This window comes from Ancylobacter sp. IITR112, from assembly GCF_041415945.1.
Taxonomy (GTDB): Bacteria; Pseudomonadota; Alphaproteobacteria; order Rhizobiales; family Xanthobacteraceae; genus Ancylobacter.
In genome coordinates this window covers 2,562,505-2,587,148 of record NZ_JBGCUS010000001.1, presented here as the reverse complement: position 1 = coordinate 2,587,148, position 24,644 = coordinate 2,562,505, and the positions used below count along the sequence as shown (strand labels likewise).

General features: G+C 69.4%; 16 protein-coding genes. 13 read left to right on the top strand and 3 right to left on the bottom strand.

Going from position 1 to position 24,644, the window contains the following annotated elements:
* Nucleotides 1-54: 54 nt before the first annotated feature.
* Together AAC979_RS12375 and AAC979_RS12370 are read right to left on the bottom strand one after the other, a co-directional pair.
* Nucleotides 55-687, bottom strand: coding sequence for a pyridoxamine 5'-phosphate oxidase family protein (locus tag AAC979_RS12375; protein WP_371347184.1), 633 nt, complete (start codon nucleotides 685-687; stop codon nucleotides 55-57).
* Between the two features lie 140 nt (nucleotides 688-827).
* On the bottom strand, nucleotides 828-1,094 hold the full coding sequence (locus AAC979_RS12370; protein WP_371347183.1) for a hypothetical protein: 267 nt from the start codon (nucleotides 1,092-1,094) through the stop codon (nucleotides 828-830).
* A gap of 204 nt (nucleotides 1,095-1,298) precedes the next feature.
* Between AAC979_RS12370 and AAC979_RS12365 the strand changes: the two genes are divergently transcribed.
* The 7 genes from AAC979_RS12365 (at nucleotide 1,299) to AAC979_RS12335 (ending at nucleotide 6,963) form a co-directional block, all read left to right on the top strand.
* Nucleotides 1,299-1,610 carry a PepSY domain-containing protein gene (locus AAC979_RS12365; protein WP_371347182.1) on the top strand — a complete coding sequence of 104 codons (312 nt, stop codon included), beginning with the start codon at nucleotides 1,299-1,301 and terminating at the stop codon, nucleotides 1,608-1,610.
* A gap of 32 nt (nucleotides 1,611-1,642) precedes the next feature.
* Nucleotides 1,643-2,287: a hypothetical protein gene (locus AAC979_RS12360; RefSeq protein WP_371347181.1), complete on the top strand. Its 645-nt coding sequence runs from the start codon at nucleotides 1,643-1,645 to the stop codon at nucleotides 2,285-2,287.
* A 217-nt stretch (nucleotides 2,288-2,504) separates the two neighbouring features.
* Complete coding sequence (locus tag AAC979_RS12355; RefSeq protein WP_371347180.1) at nucleotides 2,505-3,824, top strand: NtaA/DmoA family FMN-dependent monooxygenase; 1,320 nt, start codon at nucleotides 2,505-2,507, stop codon at nucleotides 3,822-3,824.
* A 44-nt stretch (nucleotides 3,825-3,868) separates the two neighbouring features.
* Nucleotides 3,869-4,714 carry a transporter substrate-binding domain-containing protein gene (locus AAC979_RS12350; protein ID WP_371347179.1) on the top strand — a complete coding sequence of 282 codons (846 nt, stop codon included), beginning with the start codon at nucleotides 3,869-3,871 and terminating at the stop codon, nucleotides 4,712-4,714.
* Nucleotides 4,715-4,739: 25 nt separating this feature from the next.
* Nucleotides 4,740-5,465, top strand: a complete 726-nt coding sequence (locus AAC979_RS12345) for an ABC transporter permease (RefSeq protein ID WP_371347178.1) — start codon at nucleotides 4,740-4,742, stop codon at nucleotides 5,463-5,465.
* Nucleotides 5,462-6,199, top strand: coding sequence for an ABC transporter permease (locus AAC979_RS12340; RefSeq protein WP_371347177.1), 738 nt, complete (start codon nucleotides 5,462-5,464; stop codon nucleotides 6,197-6,199). Before AAC979_RS12345 ends, AAC979_RS12340 begins: the two co-directional genes overlap by 4 nt.
* The gene (locus tag AAC979_RS12335) at nucleotides 6,196-6,963 is read left to right on the top strand and encodes an amino acid ABC transporter ATP-binding protein (protein ID WP_371347176.1); all 768 of its coding nucleotides are present in this window, start codon (nucleotides 6,196-6,198) and stop codon (nucleotides 6,961-6,963) included. Before AAC979_RS12340 ends, AAC979_RS12335 begins: the two co-directional genes overlap by 4 nt.
* A 37-nt stretch (nucleotides 6,964-7,000) precedes the next feature.
* Here the strand turns inward: AAC979_RS12335 and AAC979_RS12330 are convergent, their stop codons facing one another.
* Complete coding sequence (locus AAC979_RS12330) at nucleotides 7,001-8,314, bottom strand: NtaA/DmoA family FMN-dependent monooxygenase (RefSeq protein WP_371347175.1); 1,314 nt, start codon at nucleotides 8,312-8,314, stop codon at nucleotides 7,001-7,003.
* A 262-nt stretch (nucleotides 8,315-8,576) separates the two neighbouring features.
* Between AAC979_RS12330 and AAC979_RS12325 the strand changes: the two genes are divergently transcribed.
* The 6 genes from AAC979_RS12325 to AAC979_RS12300 all read left to right on the top strand — a co-directional run bounded on the left by AAC979_RS12325 (nucleotide 8,577) and on the right by AAC979_RS12300 (nucleotide 24,622).
* A complete protein-coding gene (locus AAC979_RS12325; RefSeq protein ID WP_371347174.1) occupies nucleotides 8,577-9,608 on the top strand; it encodes a LysR family transcriptional regulator in 1,032 nt (343 codons plus the stop codon).
* 269 nt (nucleotides 9,609-9,877) lie between these two features.
* On the top strand, nucleotides 9,878-11,626 hold the full coding sequence (locus AAC979_RS12320; RefSeq protein ID WP_371347173.1) for a hypothetical protein: 1,749 nt from the start codon (nucleotides 9,878-9,880) through the stop codon (nucleotides 11,624-11,626).
* A gap of 50 nt (nucleotides 11,627-11,676) precedes the next feature.
* Nucleotides 11,677-16,383, top strand: a complete 4,707-nt coding sequence (locus AAC979_RS12315) for a DUF6603 domain-containing protein (protein ID WP_371347172.1) — start codon at nucleotides 11,677-11,679, stop codon at nucleotides 16,381-16,383.
* Nucleotides 16,384-16,386: 3 nt separating this feature from the next.
* On the top strand, nucleotides 16,387-18,366 hold the full coding sequence (locus AAC979_RS12310; protein ID WP_371347171.1) for a hypothetical protein: 1,980 nt from the start codon (nucleotides 16,387-16,389) through the stop codon (nucleotides 18,364-18,366).
* Nucleotides 18,363-22,037, top strand: coding sequence for a hypothetical protein (locus AAC979_RS12305; RefSeq protein ID WP_371347170.1), 3,675 nt, complete (start codon nucleotides 18,363-18,365; stop codon nucleotides 22,035-22,037). Before AAC979_RS12310 ends, AAC979_RS12305 begins: the two co-directional genes overlap by 4 nt.
* Complete coding sequence (locus AAC979_RS12300; protein WP_371347169.1) at nucleotides 22,034-24,622, top strand: hypothetical protein; 2,589 nt, start codon at nucleotides 22,034-22,036, stop codon at nucleotides 24,620-24,622. Before AAC979_RS12305 ends, AAC979_RS12300 begins: the two co-directional genes overlap by 4 nt.
* Nucleotides 24,623-24,644: the final 22 nt, after the last annotated feature.

Here is a 24,644-nt window from a genome sequence, read left to right as displayed (position 1 = left end):
GCCTAACCCATCGGGGCGGGAGGCCGCGCGCCGCCGGGGCTTCGCGGCCGGGTCTCAAGCCTGCCCATCCTCGCCGCCGAGGCGCGCGCGCAGGGCGGCGTTCTCGGCTTCCAGCTCGGTCAGCCGGTCCCGCAGGGGACGGACCGCCGCGGTGATCTCAGACTCGGTGAAGCGCGGGGTGATGTGCTGGGGGCAGTTCCAGTCAAAGGCGTCGAGGCGCAGCCGGAACAGCCGCTCGGGCTGGGCGCGGTAGCCCTGCGGGTCGACCTTGGCGGTGAGCTCCGGCTCGGCGTCGAGGGCGAGCACGTCGGCATGGGCGTAGATCTTGAGCCGGGTGCGCCGCGGATAATCCATCAGGAACAGGCAGACCCGGGCGCTCGCGGCGACATTGCCGGTGCTGATGTACTGGCGATTGCCGCTATAGTCGGCGAAGGCAAGGGTGCGCTCGTCAATCAGCTTGAGGAAGCCGGCCGGCCCGCCGCGATGCTGCACATAGGGCCAGCCGGTTTCCGAGACGCTGGCCATGTAGAAGCTGTCGCGCTGGGCGATGAACATTTCTTCGCTGCGGGTGAAGCGGTCGGAAGCGCGTTCGCCGCGAAAATTCTCCCACAGGCGGGCGACACCCATCTCCTCCTGCACCGCGCGAACGCTCGGCGTGATCGCAATATCGAGAAAGCCATAGGACATTCGCCACCTCCGGGCGCCGCGTTGCGGCCATGCCGCCGATCGCCCGCAGGGTGGGCGGGCGCACGGGCGGATGCAAGACGCGGCACGCGACTGCGCTGCCGTCAGACCGTCACGTCGGCGTGGGGTGAACGCCCGTGCCGTCAGGAGCGCGGCGTCTGGATCACGGTCGGGGCGTTGCAGGGCGAGGTGACGCAGCTCGGGAAGGGGTTGAGCTGGCGCGCGGCGGGTGTGGGCTGCGGCGCCGGCTGCCAGGTCTGCGGCGGCTTGCCGGCCTGCTTGGGCTGGGGCGTCGTTGCTCCAGGGTTGCGCAGCGCGGGATTGCCGGAATACTGCGCCGCCGCGCCGCCGGCGCTCAGCGTCAGGGCCAGCGCAGCGAAAAGGGCGGTGACGGAAATGCGGTTGTCCATGACGTATCCTTGGCGCGTGTCTGACGCGGGCCCCGGTGCTTAATCAGGCGTTCCGCCCGCCGCCGTCAAGCCCGCCCGTCGGCCCGCCGCCGCTTTTGACCGCCGCACGCGCCGCTGTGGCGCCGGATGGCCGCGCCGGCGTGACGGAACTGTTCTGCCTAAATGGCGTTCACTTCTCACATTTTGTGATCGGAGGGCCATCAGATGACGCGCATTCTGCCTATTCTTGCTGCAATGGCGATCGCCGCCCCGGCCTGGGCGCAGACTCCGCCGGCGGCGCAGGACCCCAACACCCCTGCTGTGACCACCGAAAGCGCGCCCGAGCCGGCGCAGCCGGCCAAGGGCGCCAACAGCTTCACCGAGGCGCAGGCGAAGGAGCGCATCGAGGCGCGCGGCTTCACCGACGTTACCGGCCTCGCCAAGGACGATAACGGCGTCTGGCGCGGCAAGGCGATGAAGGGCGGTGCCTCTCATGACGTAGCGCTCGACTATCAGGGCAACGTCTTTCCGAACTGATTGCACTCTGGACCCTTTGGGAGGACCCCATCATGGCGACCGTTTCCGGACTTTTCGATTCGTATGACGACGCTCTCACGGCGGTGAACAAGCTTCAGGCGCTGGGCATCGACCGCGCCCAGATCAGCCTCGTCGCCAACAATGCCGATGACTGGTATGGCCGCGACACGGCGGCAGCCCCTGCTGCCGAACATCGCGACCACGCCGGCCATGACGAGAGCCATGCCGGGGAGGGCGCGGCGACCGGGGCCGGCATCGGCGCCGTGGTCGGCGGCGCGGGCGGCCTGCTGACAGGGCTCGGCCTCATGGCCATCCCCGGGGTTGGCCCGGTGGTAGCGGCTGGTTGGCTGGTAGCGACCGGCGCCGGCGTGGTGGCCGGCGCAGCCGCCGGCGGGGCGGTGGGCGGCATCGTCGGCGCGATGACTTCCGAAGGCGTGCCCGAGGAACGGGCGCATGTCTACGCGGAAGGTGTGCGCCGCGGCGGCACCGTCGTCTCGGCCCGCGTCCCCGACGACCGCGAGGCGGAGGCCCAGGCCATCCTCGATGCCGAATCGGGAGTGGATGTCGGCGCGCGTGAGCGGGCCTATCGCGATGAAGGCTGGACCCGCTTTGATCCGGATGCCCCGGCCTACACCGCGCCGGAAGTGCAGCGCGAGCGCGCCCGCTATCGCGCCTGACGTGGCGCCGGACCACCTGAACGCATGGTGCCGGGCTCCCGCAGGGGCCCGGCATCTGTGCCTCAGATGGGCGCTCTGCTTATCTGTTAGGCTGGCTTAATTCTCAAGCAGACAACCAAGCTTCGCCTCTTCACGATACTCCCCCCGGGTGTCGCACCCCTAACCTGTGCTTCGTGTCGACGGAAGTCGGCGCGCGGATCAGGACAAAGGTGCGTGCATGACGGCCAATCCCTTCCATCTCGCCTGGTTTCTCCAGGGCTCCAGCGTCCAGGCCTGGGGCGAGCCGTGGACCGGCAATATCGGCCAGGACTGGATGAGCGCCGATCTCTTCGTCGACCTCGTGCGGTCGATGGAGCGCGCCTGCTTCGATTACCTGCTGATCGAGGATTCCATCTATGTCGGCGAGAACTGGCAGGCGTCGCGCGACATTTTCCTGAAGGGCGGCATCTGCGTGCCCCGGCAGGAGCCGAGCGTGGTGGCCACGTTGCTGGCCGCTTCCACCCGCAAGCTCGGCATCGTGCCGACGCTCTCCACCTTCGCCTATCACCCCTATCTCACCGCCCGTATCGTCTCCTCGCTCGACCAGATCTCGGGCGGACGCGCCGGCTGGAACATGGTGACGGGCTCGTCGGACTTCTCGGCCCAGAATTTCGGCAAGGAGAAGCTGCACGAGCACGATGAACGCTATCTGATGGCGGAGGAATATATCGACATCGTCAAGGGGCTGTGGGGCTCATGGGAGCCGGGCGCCTTTCTCGACGACCGCGAGAACGGCGTGCTGATCGACCCTGCCAAGGTCCACACCATCGACTATGCCGGCAAATACTACGCCTCGCGCGGGCCGCTGAATTCCGGGCCGTGCCCGCAGGGCCAGCCTGTCATCGCGCAGGCGGGCGGCTCCAAGAGCGGGCGCAAGATCGCCGCCACCCATGCAGACACCATCGTCGCCGCGCCCAACGGCGTCGCCGCGATGAAGCAGTACCGCGACGATGTCCGCGCGCAGATGACAGGGCTCGGCCGCAACCCTGATGACTGCAAGGTGCTGTTCCTGCTCTCGCCCATCGTCGCCGAGACTGAGGAACAGGCGAAATGGGCGGCCGACCAGCGCCGCGTCTCCGCCGCCCAGAACCTCGACGCGCGCATGGCCCGCTTCGGCTGGAGCACCAATCTCGACCTCTCCGGCCTCGACCTCGACACGCCGGTGAGCCAGCTCACCCTGACCACCAACGGCCACCAATCGAGCCTCTCGCAATTCCTCACCCGCGCCGGCGACAAGCCGCTGCGCCAGGCGATGATCGACCATGTGAGCTGCGGCTATTGCGTCGATGTCGTCGGCACGCCGGACAGTGTCGCCAGCCAGATGGACGAGATCATGCAGGAAGTGGGTGGCGACGGCTTCCTCATCGCCCTGCCGGATGTCTGCCGCCGCTCCGTGGCGACGATCACCGACGGTCTGGTGCCGGTGCTGCAGCGCCGGGGCCTGACGCGGGCCGCCTACACCCAGCAGCACCTGCGCGACACGCTGACCGAGTTCTGACCCCCCAGCATCGAACCCCCGCCCCCCATGAGGACATGACGCCGATGATCTCCCGCGTTCCGCATCATCCTTTCCGCCGGGCCGGTGCTTTCGCCCTCGGCCTGTTCATCGCGACCGCCGGCCTCTCGGCCGCCTCCGCCGAGAAGCTCAAGCTTGGCAATGAGGGCGTCTACCCGCCCTTCTCCATGGTGGATTCCTCCGGCAACCTCACCGGCATGGAGCCGGAGCTGGCGCGCGAGATGTGCAAGCGCATCGGCGCGGACTGCGAAATCGTGGTCATGGATTTCAAGGCGCTGATCCCGTCCATGCTGCAGGGCAAGTTCGACGGCATCGTCACCCAGATTTCCCCCACGCCGGAGCGGATGGAGAAGGCGCTGTTCGCCATGCCCATCGTCTACAATCCCGCGACCTTCGTGGTGAAGAAGGGCAGCAACTACACGCTGACCAAGGAAGGCGTCACCGGCAAGGGCCTGCGCATCGCGCTGCAGCGCGGCGCGTCCATGGTGCCCTACATCCACAAGCATTTCGGCAAGGACACCTTCGTCGAGGTCTATTACGACAATCCCGACCAGATGAAGCTCGATCTGCTCGCCGGCCGGCTGGACCTGATCTTCGATTCCAAGATCAACTGGACGCTGGAACTGATCGCCAAGCCCGAGGGCAAGGATTACGAACTCGCCGGCGGCGACCACTGGCTGGGCGACCCGTCCATCCCCGAGGCCGACCGCGGCTATAGCTGGATCTTCCCGAAGAAGAGCCCTGAACTCGTCAAGCGCGTCAACACCGCGCTCGCCGAGATGATCAAGGACTGCACCTACACCACCATCCGCAAGAAATACGTACCGGTGGCCACGCTCTCGGCGGAAGCCGCCTGCGAGAAGACCAACTGACCGCGCGCCCAGCGGAGCCCGGCCGATGACCAATCTCTCCCCCGCCGACCTCGCAGGTTATCTGCGCCAGCTCGGCGAGGGAGCGCTGATCACGCTCGAACTGTTCCTCACCAGCTTCGCGCTGGCTTTCAGCCTCGGCGTGGTGATCGGCGTCGCCACGCTGTCGCGCAACAGGATCATCCGCGCGGCATGGCGCGTCTATGCCTCCATCTTCATGGGCGTGCCCTCGCTGCTGGTGATCTTTCTCATCTTCTATGGCGGCAGCGCCATGCTGGGCGCGGTGCTCGGCGAATTCGGCGCCCGCATCGACATCTCGCCCTTCGGCGCCGGCGTGGCGGCGCTCGGCATCGTCTATGCCGCCTATATCGCCGAACTGGTGCGCGGGGCGATCGAGAACCTGCCCAAGGGCCAGTTCGAGGGCGCGCGGGCGCTCGCCATTCCCCCGCTCATCATGTGGGGGCGGGTGATCCTGCCGCAGGTGATGCGGCTCGCGCTTCCCGGCCTCGTCAATGTGTGGAGCTTCATGCTGAAGGAGACGCCGCTGGTGTCGCTGGCCGGGCTGCAGGATCTCGTCGCCGCCGCCAAGATCGCGGCCGGGGCGACCAAGGAGCCCTTCGTCTTCTTCATTGCCACGGCGCTGGTGTTCATCGCCTTCAGCGCCGCGAGTCTCTGGGTCGCGAACCGGCTGGAGGCCCGTCTCGATCGCGGCCAGCGCCGTGCCCCTCGTTCCCCAGCGCGGGCCGAGGCATGAACGCGCTTCCCATCGACTTCGCCCTCGCCTGGGAAAGCCTGCCGGCGCTGTTCGCCGGGCTGCGGGTGACGGTGTTCCTCACCGTGCTGCCGCTGATCATCGGGCTCATGCTGGCCTTTCCCATCTGCTTCGCCCGCATGTCGCCCCGCCGTGTCCTGTCGCTGCCGGCGGAGATCTTCGTCGTGTTCTTTCGCGGCGCGCCGCTGCTGATCCTGCTCTATCTCGTCTATTACGGGCTCGGCCAGATCGAGGCGCTGCGCGAGGGGCCGTTCTGGGTGCTGTTCGGCTCGCCCTTCGGCTGCGCCATCGTCGCGCTGAGCCTCAACCATGCCGCCTATATGGTGGAAGTGCTGCGCGGCAGCCTGCTCGCCGTGCCACATGGGCTGGTCGAGGCCAGCGAGGCGCTGGGCATCACACGGCGCAACATCTTTCTCTGGGTGCGCATGCCGCTTGCTTTGCGCTACGGGCTCAAAGCCTACCAGAACGAGGTGGTGAGCTTCGTCAAGGGCACGGCCATCGTCTCCGTGGTTACGATCACCGACCTGATGGCGGTGGCCAACGCGATCTTCGAACAGACCTATGATCCGTTCACGCCGATCCTGTGCGCGGCGGCCTTCTACTGGGCCTTCGTCAATGTACTGCGCCTCGGCTTCCAGTTCTGGGGACGCTGGCTCAACCGCCACAGCGCCGAGGATGCCGCCGTGGTGCCGGCCGGGGGGAAGGTGACGCCATGAGCCTGCGCACGCTCTCCGCCGACCTTGCCGCCGTGCCGGCGATCCATCTCGCCGGGGTGGTGAAGCGCTACGGCGCGCATCGCGCTCTGGCGGGGGTCGATCTCGATGTGCGGCGCGGCGAGAGGGTGGTGATCTGCGGCCCCTCGGGCTCCGGCAAGTCGACGCTGATCCGCTGCATCAACGCGCTGGAACGCCATGATGGCGGGCGGATCGTGGTCAATGGCGTCGAACTCACGGGCGATGAAGGCACGGTGCAGGACATCCGCCAGGAAGTTGGCATGGTGTTCCAGCACTTCAACCTGTTCCCGCACCTCACCGCGCTGGAAAACTGCATGCTGGCGCCGCGGCTCAATCGCGGCCTGTCGAAGGCGCAGGCGGAAAAGCTCGCCATGGCGCATCTGGAGCGGGTGCATCTGGCCGATCAGGCGCGCAAATACCCGGCGCGGCTCTCCGGTGGCCAGCAGCAGCGCGTCGCCATCGCCCGCGCACTGTGCATGGAGCCGCGCATCCTGCTGTTCGACGAGCCGACCTCGGCGCTCGACCCGGAAATGGTGAACGAGGTGCTCGGCGTGATCGAGGAACTCGCCGCCAGCGGCGTCACCATGGTCTGCGTCACGCACGAAATGGGCTTCGCTCGGCGCGTAGCGGATCGCTGCGTGTTCATGGACCGGGGCGAGATCGTCGAGGAGGGCGACGCCGCACGCTTCTTCGCGGCGCCGGAAAGCGAGCGCCTGCGCCATTTCCTCGCGCAGATCCTGCGATGAGGAAAGCCGCGCCGGCCATCCTCACCCCCTCGCGCGTTCAGAACTCCCGCAGCATCTGCCGCAGCGTCGCACCTTCGGTGTAGCGCGTGCGGGCGAGGCCGCGCCGCTGCAGGGCGGGCACCAGCCCCTCGCAGATGTCGGTGATGTACTGCCGGCTGATATTGGCGGTGAAGGGCCGGGTGATGAGGAAGCCATCGCCGCCGACTTCCGCCATCACCTCGCCCATGCGCTCGGCCACCTGGTCGGGCGTGCCGATGAGGCCGTCGAGCCCGCGCGAGAGCTGGTCGGCGCAGAGCTGGCGCAGCGTCTTGCCTGAACCTGTCTGCTGGAAGGCGTCGAGCGAGCCCTGCTCGCCATTGGTGGTGAGGTGGGGCAGGGGGGCATCGAGGTCGAATTTCGAGAAGTCGATGTCGGTGATGGCAGCGATCATCGCCAGCGCCTTCTCGCAATAATCCGGCGCCTCGATGATGCGGGCGGCCTTGGCCTTCGCCTCTTCCTCGGTCTCGCCTAGGATGGGGGCGACGACGAACAGCACCTTGATCTCGTCCGGGTCGCGCCCGCCGGCCTGCGCCCGCGCCCGCACATCGTCGCGATAGGCTTTCAGCCCGGCGACGCCCATGGAGGGGGCGATGATGCTGTCGGCGGTCATCGCCGCGAATTGCCGCCCGCGTGGCGAGCCGCCGGCCTGCACGAAGGCGGGGCGCTGCTGCGGCGAGGGCACGCAGTTGAGCGGGCCGCGGCTCTTGAAATATTTGCCCTCGAAATGGATCGGCCGGACCTTGGAGGCGTCGGCATAGGTGCCGGTGGTGCGGTCGCGCACCACAGCGTCGGCGTCCCAACTGCCCCAGAGCTGCTTGACGAGTTCGACATACTCGTCCGCCATGTCGTAGCGCTCCTGGCGGGGTGGCAGCTTGTCCATGCCGAAATTCTCGGCGGCGAGGTCCTCGCCCGTGGTGACGATGTTCCAGCCGAAGCGGCCCTTGCAGATGCTGTCCAGCGTCGAGCACAGGCGCGCCAGCATGAAGGGCGGGTAGGCCATGGTGGAAAAGGTCGCCACCACGCCGAGATGGGTGGTGTGGGCGCCGATCAGCGCCGCCATCGGCGACGGGTCGGCCTTCGGGCCCATGATGTTGTGCTTGAGATAGACCTCGTTGGAGCCGCCATAGGCCTCGGAGATCATCAGCGTGTCTTCGAGCATGATGTAGTCGAAACAGGCGCGCTCCATGGCCTTGGCCATGTCGATGTAGAACCCGCCATCCCAGGGGTCGCCGCCGCCGCCGGTGAACGGTTTGGTCCATTCGTCGACCGCGAAATTGGTGAACCAGCCGAGATGGAGTGGCCGTGGCGCCATGATGCCTGCCCTGTCTGCCCGTTACCGATAGGCCGAGGCTAGGGCGGGGCTCCGTGTGCGTACCATCGCGAAAAGCCCAAGCGATGTTCGCGACCCGGCGGTTCATCCTTGGGCAGCGGCGCCGGCTATGGCCAATCGCTGGGCAGTCCTCGCCGATGGGGCGGCCGCGAGTGACGGATCGGTCGCGCACGATCGTGCGGCGCACAATTTGCTAGCGGGGCCAGCGGGGGGAAGTGGAGATGTTGACCGGAGAGGCCGAGCCATGTCGTCTATCAGCCAGATCTACGATATCGACCTGAAGCTTCTGCGCTGCTTCTGCACCATTGTGGAGGAGCAGAGCTTCACCGCCGCGCAGGCAGCGCTGAACCTCTCCCAGTCCACGCTCAGCGAAAACCTCAAATCGCTGGAAATCCGTCTCGGCACGCGGCTGTGCCGGCGCGGGCCGAAGGGGTTCAAGCTCTTCCGCGAGGGCGAGGTGGTCTACAAGGCGGCGAAGGAATTGTTCGCCTCGGTCGAAGCCTTCAAGCAGAAGGCCGCCACCATCAACCAGAATGCGGGGTATGAGCTCTCCATCGGCATTCAGGACGGCATTGTCGAAAATCCCTGCGCCCGCATCCACGACGCCATTCACCGCTTCAGCGACTATTATCCCAATGTCCGCTTCCGCATGGAGGTGATGCTCGGCTTCCAACTCGCCGGGCGGGTGGCAGACGGGATGCTGCATGTCGGCATCGGGCTGGTGAACGAGCATTACGCGCAGCTTTCCTATGAGCACCTGTTCGACGAGCAGGGCTTCATGTGCTGCGGCCACCGCCACCCGCTCTACGCCGTCCCGGAGGATGAACTGACGCTGGCGGACATCGAATCCGCCGCCTATTGCAACCGGGGTCATCTCGAATATTACCACCCCGAGCGCACCCGGCGCAGCGACACCTGCGGCGATGTCGGGCTCGGCATCCAGTCGCAACTGGCGCTGATCCTGTCCGGGCGCAATATCGGCTATGTGCTCGACCACACCGCCCAACCGCTCATCGCCAGCGGCGCGCTACGGGCGCTGCGGCCGGACCGGGTGCGCATCGTCAACCCGATCACTGCGATGACCGGGCCCGCCGCCGCCGATTTCAAGCTCGCCCGCCAGTTCGTCGACTGCCTCGTTGATGTGCACATGGAACTCGGCCAGAGCCGGGTGCTGCCACGGCCGGACTATGTCACAAGCTGCGGCACCGTGGTGGACCGCGACGGCGTGTTCAGCGTGCTCTCCAATTCCAAGGCCCCGGCCTATGCCGGCGTGTGAAGCGACGTTCGCGGCTGGAGAACGCCCGCGCGCCTGAGAAGCGTGAGCGCAGATGTTTACCGGAGGTTGCATCCCCGCGTCGCCTTGGCGGTCGCGCGGCGCCGCTCCCAGCGAGCGAGGAGCGAAAAGTGACGCGATTCCGAGGGTTTCGCGCGATCGGCGCGGTTTCAGGTGCCGGGTTTCGGTAGAAAGATACTGATTGCATTTCTTGACGACACAACCAAAAGGTGTAAACCTTGCCTCCATTAGCTGCGGCGCGGGGGCGTTGAATGGCGAGAATTCCTGTTGATCCCAAGAACCTGGACGGTCTGCTGAAGCCTCTCGGGGCAGTCATCAAGGGAGCTGTCGTGCCGCCGCCGGGCATCATAGGGGGTGGGGGAAAGGCGGCCCCCCCGCCGACCCCGGTACTTGCGCACTGGTCAGCCGTCACGTTCGACGACAAGCAGCTTCCGGAGCCGGACGCGAAGCATCGATATGTGAAGGTTCCGCTTCCGCTTTTTCAGTACACCCCCGATTTCGAGGACATAAAGCAGGGCAGCATCGGCGACTGCTATCTGCTCTCCGCGATCAATGCTCTGATCCGCCTGAAGGATCCGAATTTCTTCTTCAATATGATGGGTTGCGCCGGCGATCATGTTTACGTGCAGTTCCACATCGAGAACGCCGGCGTGGTCATGCCCGTGATCGTCGGCGTTCAGCGGACGATCCTGAAGAAGATCGACGGCAAGAAGGAAGTCGACCTGCAGGGCCATCGGGCGATCTGGCCCTATTTCATCGAGAAGGCCTATGCCTTTTTCCGCGCCTATTATCTGCAGCCGCTGAAGCACACGAACCTGATCCCGGTTCCCGATCCGGCCAAGCCCCAGCCATCCATGCCGCCCTGGCCGTTCCCCAGCGTGAGCGCTCCGGCCTTGCCTGCGAATGAGCGCCGTGCCGTGCACTATCTGGAGGCGATCGAAGGCGGCAATTCCGGGAGGGCCTATCAACATCTCACCGGCGAAAAGATTGAGGACGTCACGGCCGCGATCGACTTTCACGGCCCGAAAGGATGGGTCAGGCTGGACCAGCGGGTCTACCGCAGCGAATTGCTCTGCTGCGCGCTGGATGAAACGCGGGCGAACCCTTTTGGGCAGCCCTGGGACGCGGTTCTTGATCGCCTGCTCGCTGTGCTCGGCCGGACGGTTGTGGGCCTGACCACATCCCTCGCGGGTCCGGCTGCACCCGTCAACGAGGTCGCCCTCCGAGCCGCGATCAGGAAGCATATTGCGGATACGCGCAAGAGCAACCGCTCGGCCATCGCCGATCTCATTGGCATGCTCGACACGAAGAAGCACTTGATGCGGGAGGTGCGAACCACTGACATCAAGCCCTATCTCGCGAGGATCGCGCGCAACCCCATCCCGCTTGCCGCGTCCGGGATGACGGATGTCGATTTCGGTCGGCTCCTGCAAGATTTCGTCGCCACGTCGTTTCCCGGAAAACGTGGAACAGGAGAATATGCCGACTATCACCACGCGCTTTTCAAACGTGTGAAGGATGTGTGCGTCCCGAAGACGCCAAAGGCGGCTTTTGCATCGACCCGAGATGTTGCGAGGATCTACGATTTTTTCGTTACGACCTATGCCTCCGAAGGCAAACGCAAAGGTCTGGTGCCGGGGCATGCCTACGAGATTTCCGGCACGGCCAAGATAACGATCCTGCGCGGCGGAAATCCGGTCGATATCTGCTTTGTGCTGTTGCGAAATCCCTGGCGGGACTATGTGCGCAGCTACGTCTTCAAGCTCAACGATTCAAAGAGCGGCGATATCGTGAAATCCTTGTCGGGAAAAACGGTTGAGCAGTTCAACGCGCTGTCCGAAGACGCTCTGACCATCCTTCAGTTGCAGGGTCAAGGTTTCGCAGAACAAGCCAAGAAGCTTGAGGCGGATGCCTCGCAAAGCGTGCGCAAAAGCGCTCAGTTTCCTGTCGAACTCTCCGATATCACCAAGTTCTTCGACCAGGTTCAGGTGGGTTCCTGAGGCACTCGCCTGTCTCGACGGGCATGACATCTGCAGCAGGGGGCAAGATCATGGCCGGCGGCAAGGAGGGGATGAGGGCGGACGGCCTGACCCCCGTGTCGGAGATAGATCCGCAACAGTTCACGGCACTGGGGTTGAAGGATCACGGCTGCGCGCAGCTCGACCTCTGGATGGCGGCGCTGACCAGGGGCGACGGCGACGTGGTGGCGTACCAGTTCGACCTGCCGGTCTATGCACCGGATGGAGGGCGGACGACGCCGACGCGGGTGTTCGTCGCCGCCTCCGTGCTCCGGGAGGCCTGGCGCCCCGGCGACGCCTATGAGGCGCTGAAGCCGGCCCGCGCGGCGATCGACAAGGCACTGGCCGTCACGTCGGCGCAACTGGCCTATTCCTCCTATGATTTCGCCGCCATTCATGCCGTTGAGGGCAATGTGGCGGAGGGCGATGTCGCGCGCGTTTCGGCCACGGCGCGCGCGCTTGCAAGCGACTGGCCGCACGCGCTGACACCCCTGCGGGCCGGCATCAATTTCACCGGGGAGGCGAGCCTGCTGCCGGAGGTAAGCCCGGCGTTGCGCAAGCGCTTCGGGCTCGACGGCAGCGTGCGCGTCGCCGGCAGTGTCGGCCGGCTGGAGCGGGGCTACTGGATCGAGGCGAGCACGGCCGTCAATGTCGCGCCGCTCGATCTGCTGGGCGGGCGTCTGTCCATCGCGCTGCAGCGTGCCGGCGTGCGGGTGGACGGGGTGGCGGCTGAGGGGGTCGGCAGCAGCGAGGTACCGCCTTTCGCCCTCGGCCTGAGCGGGACCATCACCCTCGACACGCAGAAACTCGCCGTCGGTATCGAACTGGATCCCGTTGCCGCGCAACTGGCACTGACCGCCGATGCGCCGGAAGTGCTCAGGGCCGGCGCGCTGCTGAAAAGCCTGGCCCCGGAACTCGACACTGCTCTCGGCGGCGTTCTCGGCACGGCGGACAAGGTGGTGCCGGGCCTGCGGCGGCTCGCTCTGAGCACACCGCTTGATGGCGTCGACGGTGCGAAACTCGCCGTGTGGCTCACTTATGCCGAGCCCTTCACCTTGTTCGATCTCATTCGGGTCACGCCCAGCCTGTTCGCCGCTGGTACCTATAGCGGGTCCGCCTTCAGCTTCGAGGCGGAGCTGAGCGGCGAGGGCATCATCGGGAGCGGGGCGCTGGCGATGCGCTTCGAGACCAGCCTTTCCCTGCCCGATGGCGCGTTCCGGGCGGGGGCGGTGGGGGGCGAGGTTCGTTTGCCGGCCGATGTGGCCGGCAAACTGGGCAAGGTGGCCGGCTGGGAGAGCCTGCGCCTGATTGATCTCGCCCTCACCGGCAATACCCGCGAGGGGGCCTATTCCTTCACCATCGTCACGCTCGGCTTCCTCGATTTCCGCATTGGCGGCGGCACGCTGTCGATCGGCGATGTGCGCTTCGAGGTGGGCAAGCGCCGGGGCGAGGGGCTCACGGCGCAATTGGAAGCGAGCCTGGTGATCGGCGATGTCGAGGCTGATGTGTCCATCGACATCGACAAGGGCGTGCGCGGCACGGTGACGGTGCCCGTGCTCCCCATCGGCGCTCTCGCCGCCGATCTGCTGCAGATCGAGGCGCCCGGCGATCTCGCGGCGGTGGAGATCAACGGCTTCCAGCTCGACATCGCGCTGGGCGAGCAGACGGAATTCGCTTTCTCCGCGGAATCCAACTCCCCCTTCACCATCGCCGGGCTGAGGCTGACGCTCGGCAAGCTCGATGTGCGCTATGCCGGCGCGCTGTCGCTGCAGGGGCGGGGGCAGATCCGCCTCGATGCCACCGACATCGCGCTAAACCTCGATTATGCCAAGGAAAACTGGAACTTCTCCTTCAGCGCCGACACCCGTGTCGATCTCGGCCGCGCGCTGGCACCCCTGGCGCAGCACCTTGGCTTCACGCCGCCTTTCGAGGAGGGGCGCGTCACCGTCTCGCGCGTCGCTGGGGCGCTGCGGCTGGGGTCCGAGGGGACGCGGCTGGCGCTGAATTTCGAGTTCCGCCTCAATGACGGCGATTTCCGCCTGACCCTGGTGGCGGCGCGACTCGGCGAAAAGGGCTGGGAGTACAGTCTCAAGATCGGGCCGGTAACGCTCGATTTCCGGAGCCTTCCGGTGGTCGGAGGGGCGATACGGGCGGGGGTGGAGGCCTTCGCCAAGGACGGGGACGCCAAGCCGGTCGGGGTCGACGGGCTGCGGGTCGGCGTGCTCTCGACGCTGGATGCGGCCACCCTCGCGGCGCTGTTCAAGAACCTGCCGGACCAGGATTTTCCGCCGCCGCCGCGCGACGTGGCGGGCAAGCTCTCGCTCACCGGCACGCTGCAACTGCTCGATTACAGCAAGCCGATCATCTACCCGAAGCCGAAGGCCGATGAGACCGGCAAACAGGCCGATGAGAGCGCCAGTCAGGCCGATGAGGCCGAAAAGGCCAAAGGCGACAAGAACGTCAAACCGGAGGTGGAGGTGCTGCCGCCGGTGGCCGCTCCCGCAAAAGCCGAACCCGATGCCAAACCCGCCGACGATCTGAGCTGGGTCACGGTGCAGCGCGATTGCGGGCCGCTGCATCTCTCCAAGCTCGGCTATGGCGTGCGCTCGGCCGAGGGCAGTTATGAGGTCACCGCCGCCCTGGCGGGCAAGGTCAGCGTCGCCGGGGTTCAGCTTGAGCTGATGGATGCCGGCGTCAGCGTCCGCCTGAACGCGCTCACCGCCCCGCGCGGCCGGCTGAAGGGCATGAGCCTCAGCTTCAAGCGCGGCGCGGTCGCGGTCGAGGGCGGTTTCCTGCAGATGTCGGAGACCGTCTATGGCGGCCAGTTGAACATCCAGTTGCCGAAAGTGTCGATGGGGGTGGTCGGCGTCTATGGCAGCTACAAGACCCCTTCCGGCGGCGCCTCCACCTCGCTGTTCATCTATGGCACAGCGAGCCTGACCGGCGGCGCCGGCATCAAGCTCGGGGCCCTCACCCTCACCGGGCTGGCGCTCGGCTTCGGCCTCAACCGCCGGGTGATGGTGCCCGAGATCGGCGGGGTGGCGGATTTCCCGCTGGTGGCGCTGGTCATGAAGGACAGCGCGGCGGAGGCTCCCCAGCCTTCCGCCATGGAGATGCTCACCACGCTGGAGCGCCACCTGCCCTTCGCCGAGGGCCAGATCTTCGCCGCGCTGGGGCTGCGCTTCACCATCGCCGAGGCGATCGACGCTTTCGCGCTCGCCATCGGGCAGTTTGGCCGCGAGGTCGAGTTCTCGCTGCTGGGCCTCGCCCGTTTCGAGAAATCGGTCGGCAGCCAGAAATTCTGCCGGGTCGAACTCGCCATCAAGATGACGCTGCGGCCGGAGGAGGGCGTGTTCCTGCTGCAGGCCGAACTGACGACGAATTCCTGGGTGCTCGACCCCTCATGCCGGCTCACCGGCGGCTTCGCGCTGGGTGTGTGGTTCGCCGGGACGCGCAAGGGCGATTTCGTGCTCACCCTCGGCGGCTATCACCGCGATTTCAAACCGCCGGCGCATTACCCCGCCGTGCCGCGCCTCGGGCTGAACTGGGCGGTGACGAACGAGCTGACGCTGAAGGGCGAGCTTTATTGCGCGCTCACCCCCTCGCATCTCATGGCCGGCGGGCGGTTCGAGGCCTCGTTCATCCATAGCCGCATCAAGGCCTGGTTCATCGCCGCGGTCGATTTCCTGCTGCGCTGGGCGCCGCTGCAGTACAGCCTCGATGCCGGCATCTCGATCCGCGTCGAGGCCGACCTCTCGCTGTTCTCGATCAATCTCAGCCTCGACGTGCAACTGCGGCTGTGGGGCCCGCCCTTTGCCGGGCGGGTCCGGGTCAAGCTGTCGGTGCTGTCGTTCGAGATCGCCTTCGGCGGCGCGCCGGCGCCGGCGGAAATCCGCGGCTGGGCCCAGTTCGGCGCGTTGTTCCTCGACAAGGCCAGCCCCCATTGGCAGGCCGTGCCGCTGCCTGGCCTGCCGGTGGAGGCGCCGGCCATCTGCGGGGTGGTGCTGACCGGCGGGCGGCTGGCGCAGCCGGACGACCGGCAGCCGAGCGGGCCATGGCGGGTGCGCGGCGACGAACTCAGCGTCTCCATCGCCTCGGTGCTGCCGGCCACCACGCTGGTGCTCGGCACGCTGGCGGGCGCCGTGCCGCCCAAGGCGCGCAGCGGGACAAACCTGGCGCTGGCCGCGCCGCTGGCGCTGGAGGCGGTGGCGGCCACCCATGCAGCCGAAGGCGCGGCGCTCGGCATCGTACCGCTGTCGATCACCCAGGCGGAAAGCCGGCTCACCATCGGCCTCGTCCGCGACCTAGCCGGCGGCGTGACCGTGGCGGTGGATCTTGCCGGCTGGCACAGCGAAGCCGAACGCCAGGGCATGCCGGCCGCGCTGTGGGACCGGCAGAAGCCGGGCGACGCGCCCGCCGCCAAGCTGACCGGGGCCTATCTCACCGGCCTCGCCCGCCTCGCCCCGCCGCCGGGGCGCCGCCGGGGCGAGGGGATGCGGGCCGCCCTTGCCCGCCACCGCGAGAGCGACCTGATCTTCCGCGCGCCCGCCCTTTGCGAGCCGCCGGTGCAGGCCGCACGGGCGGGGGCGCCGGCGCCAGCAGCGGCGGGCGTGCCCTCGGCCGAGCTTCTCAAAACCCTGGGCGCGCTGGGCTTTCCCGTTTCGCTGGAGGCGTCGGCGGGGGAAGCGCGCCGCCTCCGCCACCCGCCGCTGCACCGCGCCTGGCCGGAAGGAGCCTGACCCATGCCCGCACCCGGCCCCGAAGCGCTGGCCGTCGATCTCTACGACGCCTATCTGCCGGCCCTTTCCGCCGGCAGCCACCGCCTTGTCGTGCAGCAATCGCTCACCTATTCCGACGCTGGCGGCGCGGCAAAGGCGCATCATTATTACCGTGACGAGACCTTTCTGGTCCGTGGCCCCCGCTTCTTCCTCGACGAGAGCGACATTCACGCCCGCTACCCCGCGCCGGGGGCGACGGGCGATTTCAACCGGCACATCCCCAATATCGTGCTGCGCAAGCGGGCGCTGCCCTGGGAGCGCGAGCTCAGCCTGACCGGCACCGCGCGGGCGCCGTGGATGGCGCTGTTCCTCCTCAGCGAGGCCGAGTTTCAGGCGCAGGGCGGCGAGGCGGCGGTGCAGACCCTGGCGCCGGAGACGCTGTTCACCGCGAACCGCCGCAGCGCCGACGGCACGGTGCTGTTTCCCAGCCTCGAACCGGAGCCGGACAAGGAGGCGGGCCAGCAGCGCGTCAGCGTCATCGACCTCGACCGCGCGCTGGCCGCCGCCCTGTGCCCTTCGGCCGACGACCTGTCGCGGCTCGCCCATGTGCGCCAGGTCGAGATGGGCGACAAGCCGCGCGCGGCGATGCATGGCGCCGGGGAGTTTCCCGTCATCTGCGCCCGCCGCCTTCCCGCCGCCGGGGCCCATCTCGCCCTGCTGGTGTCGCTGGAAGGCTGGGAGGAACTGATCGAGGCGCGGCTGCCGGAGGGGCCGGCGCGGCTGCGCTTCGTGCTGCTGGCGCGCTGGGGCTTCACCCATGACCCGGATTTCGCCCACAGCTTCCCCGGCCTCGCCCGCCGCCTCAGCCTCGACCTGCTGCGCAGCCCGGCGCCGCCGGGCCTGCCCGCCAGCGCCGCCGGCCTGCTGGCGACGGGCCACACGCCGATGGCCTATCGGCGCGCAGAGGGCGGCGCCGGCCTCGGCTGGTATCGCGGCCCGTTCGCGCCGGCCCCGGTGGCGCCGCTGCCGCTGGATGCCATCGACCATGCCGATGCCGCGCTGATCCTGGCGCCGGAAGACGGGTCGCTGACCCTGTCCTACGCGGCGGCGTGGCAGCTCGGCCGGCTGATGGCGTTGGCCTCTCCCGGCTTTCTCGCCGCCACCCGCGCCTTCATCTCCGACAATGCCGGCCCGCGCGAGGTGGCGTTCCGGCTCGACACCTATATGCGCACCCATCTGGCGGCGATCCGCCGCGAATGGAGCGCGCCGGCGCCGGCGCCGGGGGACGACGCCGCGCCGCCCGACAGTCTCCACGCCGTGCTGCGGATGGCCGGCTGGCTGCGCGGGCTGCTGCGTCTCGACGGCGTGCCCTTTCCCTATCTGGTGGCGGGAGAGCCGCTGCTGCCGGCCGCGAGCCTGCGCTTCTTCCATGTCGACGCGAACTGGCTTCTGGCGCTCGCCACCGGCGCGCTGAGTCTGAGCGGCACCGCGACCGGGGAAGGCGCGCGCGCCGGCCTGCCGCTGCGCCGCCTGTTGTCGCGGCTGATCGAGCGCTGCGAGGCGGGGCCGATGGCCGAGCCCGACCCGCCGGGCGACCTGCTCGACCGGCCGTGCACCGGATTCCTGCTGCGCGCGACGCTGGTTTCGGACTGGCCGGGGCTGGAGACGCAGGTGGAGACCGCGCCGGCGGGCGCCCGGCTGCAGCGGCTGGAGCGGCTGGCGCCGGATGTGCTGCTCGGCCTCGCCGAGGGGCGGATCGCCCGGGTGACGCTGAAGGAGCCGCCGGAGGGGCTGGCGTTCCGGCTGGCACCGCCGCGCGAGGGGGTGCCGGAGCCCGATGCGCGCGGCCTGTTCAGCCCGCTGGCGCGGCTGACGGCGGAGCAGGCGCTGGGCCTCGCCCGGCCGGGGCTGGCGGGGGCGGACCCGCTTTCCGCCGCCGCCTTCGCCGCCGGGGCGCTGAGCAGCGGCAGCATCCAGAGCTATGTGTGGGAGATCCCCAGGTGAGCGCTGTCGACACCGCCGCGCAGGCGGATTCCCAAGTGGCAACGCCGCTGCTGGTGCCGATTCAACTCGACGCGCTGGTCGTCGAGGGCGAGGCCGGCCCCGAGGGCGACCTGCTGCTGGCGCGGCACACGGCCGAGCGCGGCGCTTCGCTGCGCTGGAAGCCGGGGCGGGTGAATTACGCCCCGGGGCTGCGCACCCTGGTCGATCCAAGGTTGACCCCGTTTCTCGGCGCGGTGCCGGCGGCCGGCGACCGGCTGGCGCTGCGCGACAGCGAGCGGCCGGTGAAGGGCGATCGCGGCGTGTATCTGCGCTGGATGGTGCCGGAAGGGCTGCGCAAGTCGCTGGTGGAGAACGGTCTCAGCTTTCCCGCTTTGCCGGACCAGTGGCTGATCCTGCGCCTGCTGCGCCGCGCCGGCTCCCGCCGCGAGGTGGAGATCAAGGCGTGGATGATCGACGGCGCGGCCTATCCCGGCGATGCCGGCTCCGCCAGCCTGCCGGTGCCGGCCCCCGGCCGGGGCGGCGCGGGGGCGCCGGAACTGGCGGCGCAGCCGGTCGGCCTCGTGCGGACGCTGGAGACCTACGATCCCGCCCGCCAGGCGCAGATGGCGCATATCGAGCTGACCGCGCTCGGCACGGCGTGGACCGGCTCGCCCACCTTCGCCACCTCGCTGGCGGAAAACCGCAACATCCTGTCCTGGCATGACGGGCTGGCCGATCTGCGCGACGGGCAGGACAAGCTGCCGCTCGCCAGCGTCAGCTATGCGGTGGTGGGGTGGTATCGCGTGCCGGGCGCCGATCCGCTCACCGCGCTGCCGTCACGTCTGGCGGACGAGGCGGGCGGGCCGGCCGATCTCGCCGCCGTGCTGACGCATCTCGGCTGGGCGCTGCCGCCGGGTGTGGAGGCGCCGGGGCCGTGCCTGTTCCATGGCACCGTCGCCCATATCAATTTCTGGGACCCGCAGCGCTATCGCGGGCCGCTGCTCGGCTCGCCGCAATCGCCCCCAGCCCATGGCGGGCTGATGCCGCCGGAGCCGCGCATCGAGGTCGGGCTCGGCGCCTCGGCGCCGGCGGCGCTGGCGGCGCTGGTGTCCGACCGGTTCTGGGACGACGAGGTCGACCCGGCCGACCGGCCGAAATGGGCGGTGCTGGAAGGCCATCTGCTCGGCGCCGCTGATCCCGCCGGGCTCGATGCCGCCACCCGCCGCAGGCTCGACCATCCGCTCGGCTTCACCTCGCTCGACGCCGGCCAGCGCCATGTCCTGGTGCAGGACAAGGAGGCGGCCGGCGAGGCGGGGGCGCCGACCGCCGGGCAATGGCAGGAACTGGCGCGGCTCAATGAGCGCCAGTCGGCGCTGAACGCAGAGGTGCGCGCGCTGATCGCGCGGGCCAATGCCCTGCGGATCGCCTGGCGCGCGCGCATCGTCGCCGTCCGCACCGGAACGCTGCGCCCGGACGCGACGCCCGACCCGCTCGCCGGGCTCACGGCCGATCTCGACGCTTTCGTCGCCGACATTGGGAGGGCGGGCGATAGCTCGGCCATCCTCTCGGCCGCGCTCATCGCGTTCGGTGCCGATCTGCCGCCGGGCTGGCGGCTGGAGACCGAGCCGGAGCCGCCCTTCTGGGTGGCGGCGGACCCGGTGGTGATGCTGGCGGGCATGCCCGGCGCCAGCCGTGCCGCGCTGCCGGACAGGCTGCCCTGCCGCACGCCGGCCGGGCTCGTCACGCAGGCGCCGGTAGCGCCGGAGCGGGCCGGCTTTCCCGAGGCGGCGCTCGCCGCGCTGGCGGCGACCCTGGCCGAAAAGGATCTCGCGCGCGTCGGCCTGCCGCAGGTCGGCCCCCTCGCCGGGCTGCTGCGCGAGGCGGCGCTGATGGAACAGGCGGTGGCCTCCGCCGCCTTCGCCGAGACCGCGCCTTTCGCCGGCCAGATCGAATGGGCGGGCTGGAAGGACGCCCTGCAGGCCCGTTTCCGTTCCGGCACGCCGGGCGGGTCGCTGGTGCTGGCCGGCGGCGACGGGCGCGAGGTGGCGCCCGAGACGCTGGTGGCGGTGTGGGGCCAGCAGCCCTGGTCGCCGCTCTATATCGACTGGAGCCTGGGCTGGCACGCCAGTCCCGCCGGGCCGGGCGACTGGAGCTTCCCGGCCGGCCAGCACCCGCTGCATTACGATTATCGCCAGCCGGCCGGCGTGCCGGCCGCCGGGCGCGACACCACGCTGCAGGTGAAGGGCCGCAGCCTGATGGCGCCGATGGATGGCGGCTTCATGCGCGAGGCGCTCGCCGCCGCCCTTGCCGAGTCACGGCTGAACAATGGCGATTTCGCCGCGCTGACCCACATGCCGCTGGTCGGGCAGGAACTGTCGGGGCTGGGGGCGGGCGTGCGGCGCCTCAACGCGCAGGCGCTCACCCCCCGGCCCGATGCCGCGCTGGTCTGGCTGACCCCGGCGACCGACCGGCCGTTGCAGACGGGCCTGGCCGCGCTGGCGCGGCTCGCCGCCGGGCTGCGCATCGCGGTGCCGCCGGCGCTGCCGCCGCTGCCGGCGGCGGGCGAGATGCCGCCGCTGGAGGCCGGCTGGTTCCGCCTTGACCATCTCTGGGTGATCGACGATTTCGGCCAGTGGGTGGAGCCGATCGCCCGGCCGGAGACGCGGGTGCAGCCGCATCCGCGCTCCCGCCTGCGGCTCGGCCCGGCGGTGGACGACACCCAGTGCGGGCCCTTCGCCCGTCCGCCCCGGCTGACCGAGGGCGCCCGGCTCGACATCTCCTTCGCTGGCGGCGAGACGCCCATACGCGGCTGGCTCTATCTCAACCGGCTCGACCATGCGCTGGTGCTGTGCGACGGGGCGGGCAGGCTGCTCGGCCAACTAATGGCCGAACCGCCTTTTCCTGTCGGCACCGGCGGTGCGGTCTGGCGCGCCTTCGCGCGGGCGGAGGAGCTTTCGCCCGATACGATCGCCGATCCGCTGCTCGCCCGTCTCGCCGCCTGGCTGGCTCACCCGTTGCTCGGCGGCGACCGGCTGGAGCGGCTGCTGGCGGGAATCGACGACGCGCTCCCCACCATCCGCGCCCGCGAGGCGGCGCCGGAGGAAATGCTGATCGGCCGGCCGCTGGCGGTGGTCGCGGCACAGGCGCGGCTGCGCGCCTTCCGCGGTGACCCCGCGCCCGGCGCCGCCGCGCTGCGCCTGCCGCTGCGGCTCGGCAACCGGCAGGACGGGCAGGACGGGCTCGTCGCCCATGCCGAGGGGCTGCGTTTTTCCGATCTCGTCGCGCTCGACACGGCGACACCCGCGCAGGTGGGCTTCGCGGCGCCGAGCGACCTCGTGCTGATCATGGACCCTCTGGCCTCGGTGGAGGTCGCCTGCGGGGTGCTGCCGGCCGGCAGGGCGAGCCTGCCACCGGAGACGGTGCGGGCGGCGCTGGCGCGGCTGGAGATCGGCTTCGCCGCCGGCCCGGTGCTGTTCCACGGCGCGCTGCCGCTGCTGCCGCCGCCGGCCAGTACCGGCGGGCGCTGGGAATGGCAGACGGCGGACGGCGCCGGAACCGCGCTGGCCGCGCTCGGCCTTGAGCCGCGCTTCGACGGCGCGCCGCCCTCCATGGGGGAGGGGTGGCTGATCCTGCGCCGTTCCGAACCGGCGGCCGAAGCTTTACCCCTCGCAGCAGAAGGCAGACTGGCATGACCCGACGCCCGCGGCTTTCCACCTTGCTCGCGGCCATTGTGCTGGTGGCCGTTCCGCTCGCCGGCGGCACGCCGGCGCGGACCCAGGGCGCCGCCCCGCCGCTGGAGGCGCGGGTGGTGCCGGGCACGCCGCCGACGCTGCAACTGGTCATTCCCCCCGCGCCGGGGGCGGGCGCCGCGCCGCGTCCGCGCGTGGTGCAGGTGATGCTCGACCGCGACAGCCTCGCCGATGCGCTCATCCGCGACCAGAGCGACGAGCTCTGGCAGGATATCGGCAAGGTCAATGGCGTGCTGCAGGATGCCGGCGGCGATGCGCTCTGGCATGTCATGCGCAGCGATGCCGCCGACCCCGCGAAGGTCCGCATCGGCATCGCCAATGTCGACCTGAACGCCAGCGACGCCGGGACACCGGTGCCCGGCGACCCGACGCTGCGCGTGCTGCTGCCGCTGCGGGCGGGCGACCGCGCGCTGCCGCTTGAGGTCAGCACCGGCCCCAGCATCGACCGGCTCTCGCCGCCGGTGACGGTGGAGGCGCGGCTGGAGAAGCCGGCCGATGTCGACCCCGGCGCCAAGCTGCGCTTCGCCGCCGATGCCGCCACGCCTCTGGCGCTGGCGCTGGGCACCCCGGTGACGTTGAGCTGGCACATCACCGACTGCGTGCAGGCGACGCTGAGCGGGCCGATCGACTACCGCCAGCCGGTGCTCGCCATCACCCCGGACAAGGGCGTGTGCGCCGGCTCGAAGAAAGTGCTGGCGATGGGCCCCGCCACCTATCAGCTCACCGCCGAGATCGCCGGCACGGCGCCGAGCCGGGTCAGCGCGGTGGTCACCCGCATGGTAGCGCTGGATGTTCGCCGCTTCGACCAGTTCGCCCATCTGACGCTGACGCCGCCTTCCGTCCTGCCGGGCGGCAAGGTGCGGGCGCGCTGGTATATCCGTGAACTGCCGGTGGACGATCGGCGCGAGGTGATGCTGTCCTGGACCGACGCCAATGGCAATCGGCGGCTGCAGCGGCTGCGCGCTTCCGCCAGCCAGACCAGTTCCGGCGAGATGAGCTTCGCCGTGCCGCAGAGCGCCGGCGCGGCCGACACCGCCGTCCGGCTGCATTATGGCGACGAGTCCATTGCACGCTCCTTCGAGATCGAGCGCTGGCAGGTGGCCGGAACCTCTCCGCCGGCGGCGGGGGCGCTGCGCGGCATGGCCTTCGCCGGCGGGCGGCTGGTGCTGTGCGGCGAGAACGGGCTGTTCCTGTCGGATGTGGGCGCCGGCGGCGGCATCGAGCCGGACGGCACCGGCAAGACCAATGACCCGTTTCCCGCCTTCACCCGCGTGCCGCTGCGCCTGGGCGCCCGCGCCGAGGGCGAGCGGGCGGACCGGCTGCCGCTTCAGGAGGCGCCCTGTCTCGCCGTGCGCGCGGTGGATGCCGACCGCGTGGCGGTGCTGGCGCAAATCGACAAGCCGGTGCCCGGCCAACCCGCCTATGCCGAACTGACGCTGCTGGCGCCGCGCGACCAGGCGGCGAGCACGCCGGTGACGCTGGCCGACGATCCGATCAACATCGCTGCGGCGCAGCGCCGGGACTACCAGATCGCCCTGCTGCGCGGGCGGCTGATCGTGCAGGTTGAGATCGGCCCGCTCGACCGCAGCGGCGGGCTGAATGCGCGCTCCTCGGTCAAGGCGTTCTCCATCGCGGAAGGCGACATACGTACCGGCCGGGTCGGCTGGCGGGCCGAGCCGGCGCTCGCCACCGACGAGCTGAGCCCGCGCTATGGCTGGCATCTCGTCGATGGTTTCGGCACCGATAATGAGGCGCTGCTGCTGGTCAACGAGGTCAGCGGGGCGACGGCGCGCTTCGAAGCCGATCCCCGGAGCGCGGAGCGGCTCGCCCAGGCCCGTGCCAGCGGCTCCCCGGCGCGGCTCGCCGCCGCGCGCGAGGCGGTGGAGATCGACTTTCCCACCGCCGCCAGCAGCGTGCCGAAGGCGCAGGCCGCCGCGCTGGCCGAGGGGCCGGTGCTGAATGTCGGCGGCGTGCTCGTCGCGCTGGGGGCGGGGCTCGCCTATAACCCGCAGACCAATGAATGGCAGAAGGGCGCCTTTGGCGAGACCGGCGGACGCGGCAGCGTCGCCGCCTATCGCGGCGACAACGAGCCGCGCCTGTGGCTGATGACGGCGGAGGGCAAGCGGCTCAGCCTGACGGTGGAAAGCCCGCGCCTGTTCGCCGCCGACTATTTCGAGAACACCCGCGCCGCCAGCCTGCCCTATCTCGTCCTCGGCGCCAATGTGACGATCCGCACCCGCGAGCCGCTGAACTGGCGCACCGACAAGCGCACCCGGCTGGAGAAGACGGGTGAGCAGCCCGACACGGTGAACTGCACCGTCAAGGGCGTCACCAGCGCCGTGGCGATGGTGACGAGCAGCTACACGCTGTTCTATCCCGACCGCGATTTCGAGCTCGTCGGCACCTCCGCCGACCGCAAGACCAACATTTCCAAGGCGCATCTGGGCAAGGGAAGCTGGGACGTGACCGTCAGCTCCGATCCCTGCGCGTCGGTACGGGTCGAGCCGGCCCCCGTGCCGAGCCGGTGAGGTCTTCCCAGCACGTCGCCGC

Bases quoted from the DNA above. Each gene is read 5' to 3' on its own strand.
- AAC979_RS12300 (WP_371347169.1), top strand. From the start codon at position 22,034: ATGACCCGACGCCCGCGGCTTTCCACCTTGCTCGCGGCCATTGTGCTG.
- AAC979_RS12360 (WP_371347181.1), top strand. From the start codon at position 1,643: ATGGCGACCGTTTCCGGACTTTTCGATTCGTATGACGACGCTCTCACG.
- AAC979_RS12320 (WP_371347173.1), top strand. From the start codon at position 9,878: ATGGCGAGAATTCCTGTTGATCCCAAGAACCTGGACGGTCTGCTGAAG.
- AAC979_RS12340 (WP_371347177.1), top strand. From the start codon at position 5,462: ATGAACGCGCTTCCCATCGACTTCGCCCTCGCCTGGGAAAGCCTGCCG.
- AAC979_RS12310 (WP_371347171.1), top strand. From the start codon at position 16,387: ATGCCCGCACCCGGCCCCGAAGCGCTGGCCGTCGATCTCTACGACGCC.
- AAC979_RS12345 (WP_371347178.1), top strand. From the start codon at position 4,740: ATGACCAATCTCTCCCCCGCCGACCTCGCAGGTTATCTGCGCCAGCTC.
- AAC979_RS12365 (WP_371347182.1), top strand. From the start codon at position 1,299: ATGACGCGCATTCTGCCTATTCTTGCTGCAATGGCGATCGCCGCCCCG.
- AAC979_RS12375 (WP_371347184.1), bottom strand. From the start codon at position 687: ATGTCCTATGGCTTTCTCGATATTGCGATCACGCCGAGCGTTCGCGCG.
- AAC979_RS12315 (WP_371347172.1), top strand. From the start codon at position 11,677: ATGGCCGGCGGCAAGGAGGGGATGAGGGCGGACGGCCTGACCCCCGTG.
- AAC979_RS12370 (WP_371347183.1), bottom strand. From the start codon at position 1,094: ATGGACAACCGCATTTCCGTCACCGCCCTTTTCGCTGCGCTGGCCCTG.
- AAC979_RS12350 (WP_371347179.1), top strand. From the start codon at position 3,869: ATGATCTCCCGCGTTCCGCATCATCCTTTCCGCCGGGCCGGTGCTTTC.
- AAC979_RS12335 (WP_371347176.1), top strand. From the start codon at position 6,196: ATGAGCCTGCGCACGCTCTCCGCCGACCTTGCCGCCGTGCCGGCGATC.
- AAC979_RS12325 (WP_371347174.1), top strand. From the start codon at position 8,577: ATGTCGTCTATCAGCCAGATCTACGATATCGACCTGAAGCTTCTGCGC.
- AAC979_RS12355 (WP_371347180.1), top strand. From the start codon at position 2,505: ATGACGGCCAATCCCTTCCATCTCGCCTGGTTTCTCCAGGGCTCCAGC.
- AAC979_RS12330 (WP_371347175.1), bottom strand. From the start codon at position 8,314: ATGGCGCCACGGCCACTCCATCTCGGCTGGTTCACCAATTTCGCGGTC.